Genomic DNA, 14279 nt, shown 5'->3' on the forward strand with positions numbered 1-14279 from the left:
CCCAATCATTAACTTAACTAAAATGCGTATATTTGCACCGTTAACTCTCTAAAAACCCATAAAACAATGAACAACTTGAACAAAAGAGACCACATAGTGTGGCTCGACGTCGTGCGCCTCGTAGCCATGCTTATGGTCATCGGCGTGCATTGCATTGATCCTTTCTACATCTCGCCCGTCCTCGGCAAACTGCCCGAATACAAAAACTGGGCCGCCATCTACGGTTCGCTGCTACGTCCGTCCGTGCCGCTTTTTGTAATGATGACCGGTCTGTTGCTGCTCCCTGTAGGCGACATGAGCATAAAGGATTTCTACAAAAAGCGTATACTGCGCATTCTCTGGCCGATGCTCATATGGTCGGTGCTCTACAACATATTCCCCTGGTTCACAGGCGTCATCGGACTGCCAAAGGAGATAATAGGCGACTTTTTCTGCTACGTGCAGGGCAACGAGTCGCAGGCTCTGGCCGACTCGCTGCGCAACGTAGCCATGATACCGTTGCAGTTCAGCTTCACCGAAAACCACATGTGGTACATGTATCTGCTCATAGGAATGTATCTCTACATACCGTTCTTCTCGGCATGGATAGAGAAATACGGCCGCAGCGCCGAGCGCATATTCCTCACCATCTGGGCAGTATCACTCTTCCTGCCCTACGGCGAGGCTTACATCAACAAATATCTGTTCGGCGAAGCCACATGGAATGAGTTCGGACTGTTCTACTACTTCGCTGGTTTCTCCGGCTATCTGCTGCTGGGCCACTATCTGCGTCGCGGCAACGACTGGAGCATCGGCAAGACTCTCGCCGTGAGTGCTGTGATGTTTGCTGCCGGATATGCCGTTACATTCACCGGTTTCAGCGCAGCCGCAGCCAATCCGGCATCAACGGAACTCGACATGGAACTGTACTTCACATTCTGTAGTCCCAACGTGGTGCTCATGACCATAGCTGTGTTCCTGCCGCTGCAGAAGGTCAGAATAAACGGCGAACCCCTGCGCAAGGCTCTCGCCACAATGCCGAAATACGGATTCGGAATATACATAGTACACTACTTTGTTGTAGGTCCGGTGTTCATACTCATCGGCAAGATGTCGCTGCCCATACCGCTCCAGGTGCCTGTCATGGCCATAATGATATTCATCATATCCTACGCATTCACCTGGGCAATGTACAAACTGCTCGGCCGCAAGGCGCGCTACATCATGGGATAAGACGCTGTCGGGCAAATTGCAAAGCCTGCATCGTTTTGCATTAATTAACATTAGAACTGTTTACGTTTAACATACCGCCGGACGCAATCCGGCATAACGCGACACAGAAAAACAGACCTAAAACGTCGGAAACGGCTTCATACGAAAACCGCTTCCGACGTTTTTTCTTTACAAAAGGTTCTTTTGCCTCCATAAAAGCGGTTCTGCAAAAATTCTGCGGGAACTGATCTAAACAAAAAGGCGGCGGATTCAGGAATTCTTACAACATTGTCACTTTCTGCCGAATGTGGAAAAATACGGAACTTTCAAATTTTCTGTATCCTGCAATTTTTTCGTCAGAGTTTTCTGTTCTACCCCAAAAATCCAGCACGTATTTGCGTGCGGACTCTCCTTCGGACGCAAATACGCGAATTATTAGAGGTTATTCTAAAATACTGGATGCCAAACACTTGCACACAACGATAATTCTTTCGAATTATGAAAAGCACCGTTTTGGCATGCGATAAAACCCATTTCAGGGCCTGAAACGCACCATATCACACCCTGATATGGACGTAATCGGAGCCTCAAACAGGCATAATCGGAATGTGATACAGATCATTCCGGACTTCACTACAGGGTATATGAAAATACGATGTACGATGAAAGAGCCTTTATAAGGCACAATTTAACATTCCTTTACATCTCTTTTGCGATTTTATTTTGTCAAAATAAAGTCAAGAAAATCTGTAAGTCCGTAATCCGAGTTTTCTGTTAAAACACTTGTATCGTGCGCGAGGAGATCCACGGAAGACACGTACTTGTCACGCGTGGTTGATAAATCGTAAGCGGCAGTGTGGACTCATCATTACATGAGGAAATGACAGCCATGGTTTATACGGTCACATATTGACACAAGTTTTCCCGGCATGTCATTGTAGATCATTGATAAAACCCAAAGCCCATCGGATTTTCACCAAGTAACAAAAAACATTTTTCACACTCCGGAACAGCATTTATAAGCACTCAACAAACTCCGTTTCGCACCCTGAAACAGAGCGTGACGAAACACATTCTCCACCGCTTCAGCGCGGGCGTCAGTCCCAACCGGCTGACACACGACACACAGTGCAGTAATTGTAGTGGTGCTCAAAAATCGCACAGAAGCACGCATGGCTCCACCCGACAGCAAATCATAGAATGTCAGCAATACAGATTTAACATTCCGTCGCGCAAGTCTATAAAAATAAGTTAATAAAAATGCGTAGAACGGCAATATGCCCTCATTTTTCAATAATTTTCTTATCTTTGTAAGTTTAAGGGGGTATTTTGCCATAAGGCAATACACTGAAACCCGCAACACAAAACATACAAAACAGAAAAATGAGAAGACTCGTACTCGCAATAGCGGCTCTCTGCATATCGCTGACGCTTGCCGCACAGGATAAATACAAGACACTGAAAGACATATCATACGTCAGTGCCGACGACACATCGGCCTACAGACGCGAGCGTTGCAAGCTCGACATATACATGCCCGAAGGACGCAAGGGCTTCAAGACCATAGTGTGGTTTCACGGCGGCGCTCTCGAAGGGGGCTCTAAAGAACTGCGTCCCGAACTGCAGAACTCCGGTATAGCCATCGTGGCACCCAACTACCGGCTGTTCCCGCGCTGCAAATGCCCGGACTACACACGCGATGCTGCGGCGGCCGTGGCATGGACCGTGAAACACATAGCCGAATATGGCGGTGACCCTTCGCAGGTTTACGTGGGCGGACATTCGGCAGGTGGCTACCTCACACTGATGCTCGCTCTCGACAAAAACTATCTGGCTGAATACGGCATTGATGCAGACTCCATACGGGCTTACTTCCCCGTGAGCGGTCAGGCAGCCACTCACTACACCATACGCAAGGAACGTAAGATTTCGTTCACAATGCCTATAATAGACAAATACGCGCCACTCAACAACGCGCGAAAGCTTGGCACGCGTCTGGTGCTCTACACCGGCGACCGCCGTCTGGAACAGATGGCACGCTATGAGGAGAATCTCTATCTGAAATCGGTGCTTGAGGGCGTGGGCAACACAGAGATTCCCATACACGAACTTAGCGGATTCGACCACGGAAATGTGGTGACACCGGCCTGCCTGCTGATAAAAGGCGAAATGTCAAAATAGCACGGACAGACAGCCGCGCATAGGTCAGCCCCACACGACCGACGCCACAATGTAAGAAAAAAGACACAGAAACTAAGACTACACACGCCCAGAAGCATGAACATAAAGGAAATGTTAAGCCGCACAAACGGACGCGGATTCTCGTTTGAAGTGCTGCCGCCGCTCAAAGGTACCGGCACAGGCAGCCTGTTCTCCACAATAGAGAAACTCAGAGAGTTCGGTCCGGCTTTCATCAATATAACCACACACCACAGCGAATATGTATATCGCGAAACCGGCGACGGACTGTATGAGCGCCGCCGTATCAGACGGCGTCCTGGCACGGTTGCCGTTGCCGCAGCCATACAGAACAGGTTCGGCATACCCGTAATACCGCACGTGATATGCAGCGGAGCAACGATAGAGGACATTGAATACGAACTGCTCGATCTGCAGTTTCTCGGAATAGAAAATCTGTTGCTGCTGCGTGGCGACAAGGCGAAGGAGGACCGCAACTTCATACCGACAAAGAACGGACACGCACACACCACCGACCTGATAAGGCAGGTGAACATGTTCAACAAGGGATTCTTCGCCGACGGCACACCGATAAAATGTCCCATGGGTACGTTCGACTATGGCGTGGCAGCCTATCCCGAGAAACACGAAGAGGCACCCAACCTCGAAATGGACATGACATGGCTGAAAGCCAAGCAGGAACTGGGTGCGCAGTATGCCGTGACACAGCTGTTCTACGACAACAGCAAGTATTTCGCGTTCGTGGAGAAAGCGCGCGCAATGGGCATCACCATGCCGATAATACCGGGCATCAAGCCATTCACAAAGATGTCACAGCTCACTGCCGTGCCGCGTACTTTCCATTGTGACCTTCCGCAGGAGCTGGCGCAGGAAGCGCTGAAATGCAAGAGCGATGACGACGCACGTGCGCTCGGCGTAGAATGGACCACACAGCAGTGTCGTGAACTGTACGACGCCGGCGTGGGCAACATACATTTCTACACAATGTCGGCATCCGACTCGGTGAGGGAGATTCTGAGAAAAATTCTGTAAAACAAACTATACAACACTGAAGAGAGAATGAGGTTTGAAGACGTCGTAGGACAGAAAGAGACTATCGGAAGGCTGAAGGAGATGAAGACCGAAGGCCGGGTGCCGCACGCCATACTGCTGTGCGGACCGTCTGGATGCGGCAAAATGGCCATAGCCATGGGGTTCGCATCGTACATGCTCGGCGAAACAACGCTCACCGATCATCTCAATCATCCTGACCTTCACTTCACATACCCCACCATAAAACTCCCGTCCATGGGCAAGGAACACCAGCCCGTGAGTGGCGACTTCGCCAAGGAATGGCGCGGAATGCTCGCAAATGGACCGTATTTCACCATCGAACAGTGGATGAACGCCATAGGAGCGACAAGCCAGCAGGCCATAATAACCGGAGCGGAAAGCGACGAACTGACACGTATCCTGAGCTTGAAACCAAGCATGGGCGGATATAAGGTAAGCATAATATGGCTACCGGAGCGTATGAACCAGACCTGCGCCAACAAGATGCTGAAGCTGCTCGAGGAGCCACCCGGACAAACACTGTTCATAATGGTGAGCGAGGAACCGGAGCAACTGCTCGAAACCATACGGAGCCGCACACAGCGTATAGACGTCAAGCCTATCGAAACCGCCGACATGGAGCAGGAGCTCATCGCACGGCGCGGTATTGACGAAACGGCGGCAAGGCGCATAGCCCGTCTGGCAGGAGGCAGCTGGACAAAGGCGGTGGAGACTCTTAACGCCGGCAACGAGAACAGGATGTTCTTCGACATGTTCACCATGCTCATGCGTCTGGCCTACCAGCGCAAGGTGAAGGAACTGAAGAAATGGAGCGACAGCGTGGCCGGATACGGCCGTGAGAAACAGCGACGGATGCTCGACTACTTCACACACATGGTAAGGGAGAACTTCGTCTACAACTTCCACACGCCCGAACTCAACTACATGACAGAGGAGGAAGAGGAGTTTGCCAAGCGTTTTGCACCGTTCATCAACGAGGCCAACGTCATAGAAATGGCAGAACTCATGGCCAAAGCCAAACGGGACATAGGACAGAACGCCAACGCAAAAATGGTGTTCTTCGAGATGTCGCTGCAGATAATAATCCTGCTGCATAAACGTACGTAAGACATTCAATAACTCAATATATACATTTTATAATTCAATATACAACTTCGAGACATGACAGACTTTAAAGATATGAAATTCAAAATAGCGCACGACTGCGACCGGGGCCTCAGCTGCGGAGCGTGCGGAAGGCAGGACAAACAGCTCAACACATACGACTGGCTGTACGACGTGCCCGGAAACACCGACAGGACAGACCTCGTGGAGGTGCAGTTCAAGAACACGCGCAAGGGATATTATCATAATGTCAACAACATAGATCTGAAAAAAGGCGACATCGTAGCGGTGGAGGCCAATCCCGGACACGACATAGGTGTGGTCACTCTTACCGGCGAACTGGTGAAACTTCAGATAAAGAAAGCCAACCTGAAATCGGCCGACGACATCAAGAGAATATACCGCATAGCCAAACCTGTGGACATGGACAAGTATTATGAAGCGAAAAGCAGAGAGCACGCAACAATGATACAGAGCCGCCAGATAGCGAAAGACCTGGGACTGCAGATGAAGATCGGCGACGTGGAATATCAGGGCGACGGCAATAAGGCGATATTCTATTACATTGCAGATGAGCGTGTTGACTTCAGACAACTCATAAAGGTGCTGGCAGAAACATTCCATGTGAGAATTGAGATGAAGCAGATCGGTGCACGACAGGAGGCAGGACGCATCGGAGGAACTGGCCCGTGCGGACGCGAACTGTGTTGCGCCACATGGATGAAAAACTTCGTAAGCGTGAGCACCAACGCCGCACGCATACAGGACATATCGCTCAATCCGCAAAAACTGGCGGGCATGTGCGCAAAACTGAAATGTTGTCTGAACTATGAGGCTGACGACTATGTAGAGGCAAGACGCAGAATGCCGAGCAAGGAAATAGTGCTCCAGACTAAGGACAGCGACTATTATCTCGTGAAAAGCGATATTCTCACGGGGCTTGTGACCTACTCTACCGACAAGAACACAATGTCCAACGTGGAGACGATTTCGTTTGATAGAGCGCACGAGATAATCGATATGAACAAGCGCGGAGAGAAACCTCTCTCACTCACCGACAACGGAAAGGCGAAGAGAGAAAGCCGTCCGGCCGACCTGCTTGCCGAAGCCGACATCAGCAGATTTGACAAGAGCAAGAAGAAGAAAAAGAACAACGGCTCAAGAAACAGAAATAACAGACAGGGCAACGGCGGAAACAAACAGCAGAACAACGCCGCCAACGCCAAAAACAAGGATAACGGCAAGGAACAGCCAAAGCAGCCGAAGAAAAACGCTCCGGCACCAAAACAGGAATGAGAAAAACATTTTCAACTCTTATAATGGGCATAATTGCCGCAACGGCATTACAGTCCTGCAATGAAAGCAAGGTGTATGACAAATATGATCATACACCTCTTTCAGGGTGGGAAAAGAACGATACGCTGCGGTTTGATATTCCACGGCTTACTGCCGACGGCATGTATGAGTCGACGCTTGGCCTGAGAATAACCGACAACTATCCGTTCATGGGGCTCACACTTATTGTGGAACAGCGGCTTATGCCGGCCGACACAATATTCACGGATACCGTGAAATGCGAACTGACCGACAGAAACGGTAAGACAAGAGGAAAGGGTGTGAGCTACTATCAGTTCAGATTTCCCGTAAAAAAGATGCAGCTAAGCAAGGGTGATTCGCTTCACATACGTGTAAGACACGACATGAAGAGAGAAATGCTGCCGGGTATAAGCGATGTGGGAATATCGTTAAGTGTTGACTAACTTGCGGTCGGCATCTATCCGAAGGAAAATAAACAGAAGGATGGTGAATCCCCACAAAGAAGAACCTCCATAGCTGAAGAATGGCAACGGAATGCCTATCACAGGCGTAAGACCAAGCACCATACCTACGTTTATGAACACATGGAAAAGGAATATGCTCAATACCGAATAGCCGTAAATACGCCCGTATTTGAACGGTTGTCGTTCGGAAAGATATATCAGCCTTAATATCAGTGCCAGGAAAAGCAGCAACACGCCTGCCGAACCAAGAAAACCTTCCTCCTCGCCCACGGTACAGAAGATGAAGTCTGTATCCTGTTCGGGCACAAATTTCAGTTTGTTCTGGGTCCCGTTGAGGAATCCTTTACCCTTCAAACCGCCAGAACCTATGGCTATCTCGCTCTGATGCACATTGTATCCAGCTCCGGAAATGTCTTCTTCAAGACCGAGCAGCACGTTGATACGCACTCTCTGGTGTGGTTCCATAACGCTGTTAAGTACATAATCGGCCGAATAGAAAAACATTATTGAACCGAGCGAGAACAGCATGATGTACAGATAGTTGGGAATACGGCTGCGCAACCGCTGATACAAAAGATATATCATGAGCAGTACGCTGAGCGTTATCTGCACAAGAACGATGTCAAACGGTATCACGAAAACCGAAAAAAGAGTGGCAATAAGTGTTATACCAAGTACATAAAGCAATATGAGCCGCGTCTGCTTACGGTCTTTGCAATAGACGTAAACCATTGATGCCGTGAATATATGAACAAGCAGGAACACAACATATTTGCCCACAGAAGTAGGTGTTCCGGCCAGAAATACCTGTTCATATTTTATTCCCACGACAAAATAAACAACCATAGCAACACCCGTGAACAATATACTGCCGGGCATGCCTTCTCGATAGAGCACGAGGAAAAACGACAGATAAACAAGTGCCGAACCGGTTTCGCGCTGTCCGATGATGAAGAACATCGGCATGAGAATTATGGCGCAGGCTGCAGCAAAATGCTTCCATCGGTGTATATTGAACCCGAACGAACTCATGAGTTTGGCCAAAGCAAGAGCCGTAGCGAACTTTCCGAACTCGGCGGGCTGTAGTCGTAATGGTCCGAGAACAATCCAGGAATGAGAACCTTTGATATCGTGTGGATTGAATATTGTGGCAAACAGCAAAAGCAGAAGAATGCCATAGATGATATATGAGAAAGTATCGAAGAAACGGGTATCCATCAAAAGAATGGAAAAACCGAGACACACAGATGTTGCTATCCATACAATCTGCATGCCTGAACGTGTATCCAGACTGAAAATATCATTATCACCGTAAGTGTAGCTAGCACCGCACACACTCACCCAACCGAATATCAGCAAGGCAAGATAGAAAATGATGGTCCACCAGTCTATCGAAGACAAAACGCTCTGACGCCTACCTGCTCCTTGTACCATATGAAATTCTACTGTTTTGAAAATGCGTAGCACGCTTCTCACTTTCCGGAGACAACTTGCCTGTAATATATTTCTCCATCATCAGCGCACCTATAGGAACACCGAAGTCGGCTCCGTAACCACCGTTCTCCACGTACACTGCTACCGCGATTTTAGGATTGTCCTTAGGTGCAAAGCCCATGAATATAGAGTGGTCCTGGCCATGATTCTGCGCCGTTCCGGTCTTTCCACATACCTCGTAATCGGGTCTGTTGGCCGCACGACATGTTCCCTTGACTACAGCCGAACGCATTCCGGCCACCACATAATCGTATGCCCGGCGCGTGGCTTTGGTATAATGACGGCGTGTATATGTCGTATCAAGCGGCATATCCTGTATTTTCCGCACAACATGCGGAACGTAATAATATCCACGGTTGGCTATTGTCGCACACAAATTGGCAACCTGAAGCGGAGTGAGTGTAACCTCTCCCTGGCCAATTGAAATACTGATTACCGTCAGCGCATTCCAATAGCCCTGATACATGTCGCCATAGTAAGACGCATTAGGAATCATTCCGCGTTTCTCTCCGGGCAAGTCGATGCCAAGTTTATAACCAAATCCCATGCTCACCATGTAATCACGCCAGGTGTTGAGAGCTTCGGCTTTGCTCTTGTACTTGCGACGGTTACTTATCATATTATACAATCCCCAACAGAAATAGGAGTTGCACGATGTGCTCAACGCACCGACCAGTGCGACAGGAGAGGAATGAGAGTGACATCCAACATGCATTCCGCGACAATAGAATCCGTGATGACATGGATAAGCGGTACCCGGACCGATAATTCCTTCGGACATGAACGTGAGCGCCTGCGACGTTTTGAACGTAGAGCCCGGCGGATACTGTCCCATCACACTACGGTTGAGCAGCGGTTTCCATGAATCAAGAGACAACTTCTTATGGTTCTTTCCGCGCATTCTTCCCACCATCAATTTCGGATCATACGTTGGCGACGACACCATGCAAAGCACCTCGCCGGTGGATGGTTCTATGGCAACAATACTTCCGATTTTGCCTTCAAGCAGTCTTTCTCCAAGCGCCTGAAGATCGAGATCAATGCTCAGCGTAAGATCGCGGCCAGCTATCGGTTTGCGATCGTACGCTCCGTTCATATACTTTCCTTGTATCTTGCCTCGTGCATCACGCAGAAGTATCTGAACACCTTTTTCTCCACGCAACACTTTCTCGTAAGATTTCTCAACTCCCAGTTTGCCTATGTAATCGCCGGGCTGGTAATATTCGTCATCCTCCAGGTCACTTTGAGAAACCTCGGCCACGTCACCCAGCACATGTGCGGCGTGACTGTACTGATACTGACGTATGCTTCGCTTCTGAACATAGAAGCCCGGGAATCGAAAAATCTTCTCCTGAAACATACTGAACTCCTCATTCGAGAGCTGGCTCATGAACAACTGCTGAGTGAAACGCGAGTATCCAGGATTCTTCGTACGGTCCTTTATCTCGGCCATACGTTCTATGAAAAATTCTTTGGTGATACCGAGCGTCTGACAAAACTCCATTGTATCGAGCCGTCCTTTCTCCTCGTTCATCACCACCATTATATCGTAGGCAGGCTGATTATACACAAGAAGCTTGCCGTTGCGGTCCTTTATGATTCCTCGCGACGGATATTCTATCTTTTTAAGAAAGGCGTTACTGTCGGCATTTTTCTTATAGTCGTCGCTCATCAGCTGGAGAGTGAAAAGTCTGATGATATAAATCACCACTATGACGACGGCCACACCACCGATGACAAAACGCCGATTTTCAAGACTGAAGTCTTTCATTCTCTATTAACTAAGTTTTCTATAACCCACACAAGAACAAGTGTTATAATCATGCTACCACCGGCACTTGCAAGCCATTGCAGCCAGTTGAAGAAGCTGAATATCTCGAGTGAGAAAAACACGATGCTGTAAACAAATACCAGAATGAAGGTATAAGCCATGTATTTGGCTGCTCCCAGCGACTTGAAAGAAGGTTTCAAATCGTCAGGGCTGTCGCGTGGCACGAATAGTTCGAGCAGATATGGCTGTATGAGTGCAACAAAGGTCATGGACGCCGCAGCAAGTCCTGGTGTATTGGAAAAGATGTCCACACACAGTCCGAGCAGAAAAGACCATAACAACAAAGCCCATCTGGGAAAGCCCCGACGTGCCGGAAGCACGAAATATACATATAATAAAGGTGTGGCATAACCGAACAGATGGATGTAATTGAACACAAGCACCTGCACCAGCAGCAGAACTATAAAGAATGACAAAGTCTTAACCCATTCCAGATTCATCTTTCAGAAATTGTTATTATCCATTTCAAACAACCGCAGACAACACGTCTTCGCCAGGCATCAGTACTTGGGCTTTATGGAATCGATGGCCGCATTGAGCAACTGCTGCCTCTCTTTCATAGAAGTATCGCTTATCACACACACGTCGCGCAGGCATCCAAAATCGGTCGACAACTTCACTCTCAGTCTGTACGAAAGACCGTTGTCCGAATTATATACATGCTTTATCACGCCGACAACAACGCCACGCGGGAAAACAGAAGAGTATCCGCTCGTTATCACCACATCACCTATACGGAAACGGGCATGGCGCGGCACATCATCTACATAAGCCTCATCAGCGGCTCCTCCAGTCCAGTGCAGATAGCCAAAATAACCTTTTCCACGTATGGTACAACTGATATTTGAATGCGAATTAAGAACAGGAATGACAACAGAATAATGTTCAGACACGAGATAAACAATGCCTACGACTCCAAAACCGCATGCAACACCCATATCCTTTCTCACTCCATCGGCATAACCCTTGTCGATTGTGATGAAGTTGTCGAGCTTATTGACAGAATTGCTCACCACCTTTGCCGGGATTGTAACCAATCCGCGCATTGTTTCCATTTGCAAACGCTCAAGGTATGTGGTGTCCTTGTTCACCTTGACCTGCTGTTCAGCCACGGCCGCAAGCTGTCTTTCAAGATACAGATTGCGCTGTGTGAGCTTTTCGTTGACCTCAGTAAGCGAGAAATACTGCTCTACAGCAGAACTCCACGCGTACACCTTGCCTGCTACGGCATTGGCCGACGAAAACCACACACTCCCCTGATAACTGTTGTAACGGAACAGCAGTATGATGCTGACTGCTTCGAGCAGCAGAAACAAAAACCAGTGGTTATGTCTTGCAAGAAAATCTAAAAGATTCCGCATCGTTCAACTCATCATCCATAAAAAACAATTCACAACTCCCGGCCCATAAGCGGACGCACCCTCCCGCGATGCGGGAAGACATGCTGGAATACCGGTCATGGGCAGGGAGTCATGAATTATCAGAAAATTATCTCATCAAGAACGAGAACCTGTCTATGTTCTTCAGCGCAATACCAGTTCCCTTGGCAACACTGTGCAAAGGATCCTCGGCAATGTGGAACTTGATGTTTATCTTGTCGGTAAGACGTTTGTCCAATCCGCGCAGCAGCGCACCACCACCCGTCAGATATATACCGTTCTTCACGATATCGGCATAAAGCTCAGGTGGAGTATTCTCCAAAGCGGAGAGCACGGCATTTTCTATTTTGGCAACCGTCTTGTCCAGACAATGTGCAACTTCCTGATAGCATACAGGAACCTCCATAGGCAGCGCAGTTATACGGTTTGGTCCGTGGACAATAAAGTCCTCCGGTCCCTCCTCACCCAGATCTGTGAGAGCCGAGCCCACATGTATCTTGATACGCTCAGCCATACGCTCACTCACCTTAACATTATGCTGACGTGCCATATATTCCTGTATATCGGCTGTCAGATCGTCACCTGCCGTACGTATAGAGTTATTGGACACAATGCCACCGAGCGAAATAACAGCGATCTCGGTGCTTCCGCCACCTATGTCGACAATCATATTTCCTTCCGGAGCCTCAACGTCAATACCGATACCAATAGCCGCAGCCATCGGTTCGAAAATAAGATAAACGTCGCGGCCGTCGGCGTGCTCGGCACTGTCGCGTACAGCGCGCAACTCCACTTCGGTACTTCCCGAAGGCACACCTATCACCATGCGGAGCGACGGCGAAAACAGGCGGCTGCCTGTATGCACCATCTTTATAAGTCCGCGCATCATCTGCTCACAAGCCGTAAAGTCGGCTATCACGCCGTCGCGGAGTGGGCGGATGGTGCGGATGTTGTCATGCGTTTTCTCATACATCATCTTGGCTTTCGCGCCCACAGCAATCATCTTGTCTGTGCGACGGTCGAGCGCAACCACGGACGGCTCATCAACTACAATCTTATCATCACTGATAATAATTGTATTGGCCGTACCCAAATCCATTGCTATCCCCTGAACGAATGAAAAAAATCCCATTTCCCTAATTGTTGAATTTCTGTTTTTCTTTTTCTACCTATATCAAGCCAGGGCCGCCGCACCTCATCACGGCAACCGGTTCCAGTGCCTGCAGCCTGACGCAATGAACGAATCAGGATATCACTTGCTGAACCACTCGTGAATTGCAGTGTCGTAATGACTGCTCACACCGAAAGCTCTTGTTGCAAACATCTTGCGATCTTCAATATCGGTCTGTGCGCCCTTCTTATTCAGTATATCGAGCAACACACCGTATTCAGCCTTACTCGGAACAATGACAACGTCGTTGAAATTTTTTGCTCCGGCACGTATGAGAGAAATACCGCCTATATCTATCTTCTCAATTATATCAGCATCGGAAGCACCGCTTGCTACAGTCTGTTCAAAAGGATAGAGATCCACGATAACGAGATCTATTTCAGGTATCTCATACTGAGCCATCTGCTCACGGTCGCCCTCATTGTCGCGTCGTCCGAGAATACCTCCGAACACTTTCGGATGAAGAGTCTTCACACGGCCACCAAGTATTGACGGGTAAGTTGTGACACTCTCCACTGTCTGACATTCATATCCCAGCGACTCAATGAATTTCTGAGTACCGCCAGTTGAAAGGAATTTCACACCTTCGGCATTGAGTTTTGCGAGAAGTTCGTCAAGTCCGTCTTTATGGAAAACGGACACAAGTGCAGTCTTGATTTGTTTTGTTCCAGCCATTTTTACTTAATTAAATACGTTCGAGATGCAAAGTTACGAAAAAGGCATGATATTACATATTAAAAAAAGAGAAAAAATAAGCCGCCACCTGCATTTATATGAATCACCATCCGTAAGACAACATAAGGCGAAGTAACAACAAAGATATTAATGTGACATAAATATACTATCACATTTTTGTATAAATATACATAAATTCCCGTATATTCATGCACAAACATCAACAAAGACGACATCTCGAATCCATAAAAATTCAATCTTTGCACGCGAAAGACTATTCGCTCCTAAAATCGTAAAAATTCAACATTTGGATAAATATATGTCAATCAACAGTTCACGTTTTCTTGCATTTTCAGATAGTTACAAGAGCATTTTGAAGAAACATTTTCTCAAGCCATAAA

At 48.1% G+C, this 14279-nt stretch carries 12 protein-coding genes; 6 read left to right on the forward strand and 6 right to left on the reverse strand.

Features of this window, described 5'->3' with window-relative positions:
- Positions 1 to 66 precede the first annotated feature (66 nt).
- The 6 genes from WKT13_RS06210 to WKT13_RS06235 all read left to right on the forward strand — a co-directional run bounded on the left by WKT13_RS06210 (position 67) and on the right by WKT13_RS06235 (position 7307).
- Positions 67 to 1212 carry an acyltransferase gene (locus WKT13_RS06210; RefSeq protein WP_340323274.1) on the forward strand — a complete coding sequence of 382 codons (1146 nt, stop codon included), beginning with the start codon at positions 67 to 69 and terminating at the stop codon, positions 1210 to 1212.
- A 1362-nt stretch (positions 1213 to 2574) separates the two neighbouring features.
- Positions 2575 to 3372, forward strand: a complete 798-nt coding sequence (locus WKT13_RS06215; RefSeq protein ID WP_340323275.1) for an alpha/beta hydrolase — start codon at positions 2575 to 2577, stop codon at positions 3370 to 3372.
- Between the two features lie 96 nt (positions 3373 to 3468).
- Positions 3469 to 4422, forward strand: a complete 954-nt coding sequence (locus WKT13_RS06220; RefSeq protein WP_340323276.1) for a methylenetetrahydrofolate reductase — start codon at positions 3469 to 3471, stop codon at positions 4420 to 4422.
- Between the two features lie 27 nt (positions 4423 to 4449).
- A complete protein-coding gene (locus WKT13_RS06225) occupies positions 4450 to 5550 on the forward strand; it encodes a DNA polymerase III subunit (protein ID WP_340323277.1) in 1101 nt (366 codons plus the stop codon).
- A gap of 72 nt (positions 5551 to 5622) precedes the next feature.
- Entirely contained in the window at positions 5623 to 6843 is a 1221-nt protein-coding gene (locus WKT13_RS06230; RefSeq protein WP_298619501.1) for a PSP1 domain-containing protein, read from the forward strand.
- The gene (locus tag WKT13_RS06235) at positions 6840 to 7307 is read left to right on the forward strand and encodes a gliding motility lipoprotein GldH (protein WP_340323278.1); all 468 of its coding nucleotides are present in this window, start codon (positions 6840 to 6842) and stop codon (positions 7305 to 7307) included. The genes WKT13_RS06230 and WKT13_RS06235 overlap by 4 nt, the downstream gene beginning before the upstream one ends.
- Here the strand turns inward: WKT13_RS06235 and rodA are convergent.
- The 6 genes from rodA to WKT13_RS06265 all read right to left on the reverse strand — a co-directional run bounded on the left by rodA (position 7293) and on the right by WKT13_RS06265 (position 13878).
- The gene (gene rodA, locus WKT13_RS06240) at positions 7293 to 8762 is read right to left on the reverse strand and encodes a rod shape-determining protein RodA (RefSeq protein ID WP_340323279.1); all 1470 of its coding nucleotides are present in this window, start codon (positions 8760 to 8762) and stop codon (positions 7293 to 7295) included. The two genes, WKT13_RS06235 and rodA, sit on opposite strands and share 15 nt — an antisense overlap.
- Entirely contained in the window at positions 8743 to 10593 is a 1851-nt protein-coding gene (gene mrdA / locus WKT13_RS06245; RefSeq protein ID WP_340323280.1) for a penicillin-binding protein 2, read from the reverse strand. Before mrdA ends, rodA begins: the two co-directional genes overlap by 20 nt.
- Entirely contained in the window at positions 10590 to 11093 is a 504-nt protein-coding gene (gene mreD, locus WKT13_RS06250; RefSeq protein ID WP_340323281.1) for a rod shape-determining protein MreD, read from the reverse strand. The genes mrdA and mreD overlap by 4 nt, the downstream gene beginning before the upstream one ends.
- Positions 11094 to 11153: 60 nt before the next feature.
- Positions 11154 to 12014, reverse strand: coding sequence for a rod shape-determining protein MreC (mreC, locus tag WKT13_RS06255; RefSeq protein ID WP_298619491.1), 861 nt, complete (start codon positions 12012 to 12014; stop codon positions 11154 to 11156).
- Between the two features lie 127 nt (positions 12015 to 12141).
- Positions 12142 to 13164, reverse strand: coding sequence for a rod shape-determining protein (locus WKT13_RS06260; RefSeq protein ID WP_298619488.1), 1023 nt, complete (start codon positions 13162 to 13164; stop codon positions 12142 to 12144).
- 120 nt (positions 13165 to 13284) lie between these two features.
- Positions 13285 to 13878, reverse strand: a complete 594-nt coding sequence (locus WKT13_RS06265; RefSeq protein ID WP_298619485.1) for an IMP cyclohydrolase — start codon at positions 13876 to 13878, stop codon at positions 13285 to 13287.
- Between the last annotated feature and the right edge of the window lie 401 nt (positions 13879 to 14279).

It is taken from the genome of Prevotella sp. HCN-7019 (genome assembly GCF_037890215.1).
Classification (GTDB): domain Bacteria; phylum Bacteroidota; class Bacteroidia; order Bacteroidales; family Bacteroidaceae; genus Prevotella.

What these genes read in the sequence shown, in the direction of transcription:
- WKT13_RS06210 (WP_340323274.1), top strand. Translation starts at nt 67, where the DNA reads ATGAACAACTTGAACAAAAGAGACCACATAGTGTGGCTCGACGTCGTG.
- WKT13_RS06215 (WP_340323275.1), top strand. Translation starts at nt 2,575, where the DNA reads ATGAGAAGACTCGTACTCGCAATAGCGGCTCTCTGCATATCGCTGACG.
- WKT13_RS06220 (WP_340323276.1), top strand. Translation starts at nt 3,469, where the DNA reads ATGAACATAAAGGAAATGTTAAGCCGCACAAACGGACGCGGATTCTCG.
- WKT13_RS06225 (WP_340323277.1), top strand. Translation starts at nt 4,450, where the DNA reads ATGAGGTTTGAAGACGTCGTAGGACAGAAAGAGACTATCGGAAGGCTG.
- WKT13_RS06230 (WP_298619501.1), top strand. Translation starts at nt 5,623, where the DNA reads ATGAAATTCAAAATAGCGCACGACTGCGACCGGGGCCTCAGCTGCGGA.
- WKT13_RS06235 (WP_340323278.1), top strand. Translation starts at nt 6,840, where the DNA reads ATGAGAAAAACATTTTCAACTCTTATAATGGGCATAATTGCCGCAACG.
- rodA (WP_340323279.1), bottom strand. Translation starts at nt 8,762, where the DNA reads ATGGTACAAGGAGCAGGTAGGCGTCAGAGCGTTTTGTCTTCGATAGAC.
- mrdA (WP_340323280.1), bottom strand. Translation starts at nt 10,593, where the DNA reads ATGAAAGACTTCAGTCTTGAAAATCGGCGTTTTGTCATCGGTGGTGTG.
- mreD (WP_340323281.1), bottom strand. Translation starts at nt 11,093, where the DNA reads ATGAATCTGGAATGGGTTAAGACTTTGTCATTCTTTATAGTTCTGCTG.
- mreC (WP_298619491.1), bottom strand. Translation starts at nt 12,014, where the DNA reads ATGCGGAATCTTTTAGATTTTCTTGCAAGACATAACCACTGGTTTTTG.
- WKT13_RS06260 (WP_298619488.1), bottom strand. Translation starts at nt 13,164, where the DNA reads ATGGGATTTTTTTCATTCGTTCAGGGGATAGCAATGGATTTGGGTACG.
- WKT13_RS06265 (WP_298619485.1), bottom strand. Translation starts at nt 13,878, where the DNA reads ATGGCTGGAACAAAACAAATCAAGACTGCACTTGTGTCCGTTTTCCAT.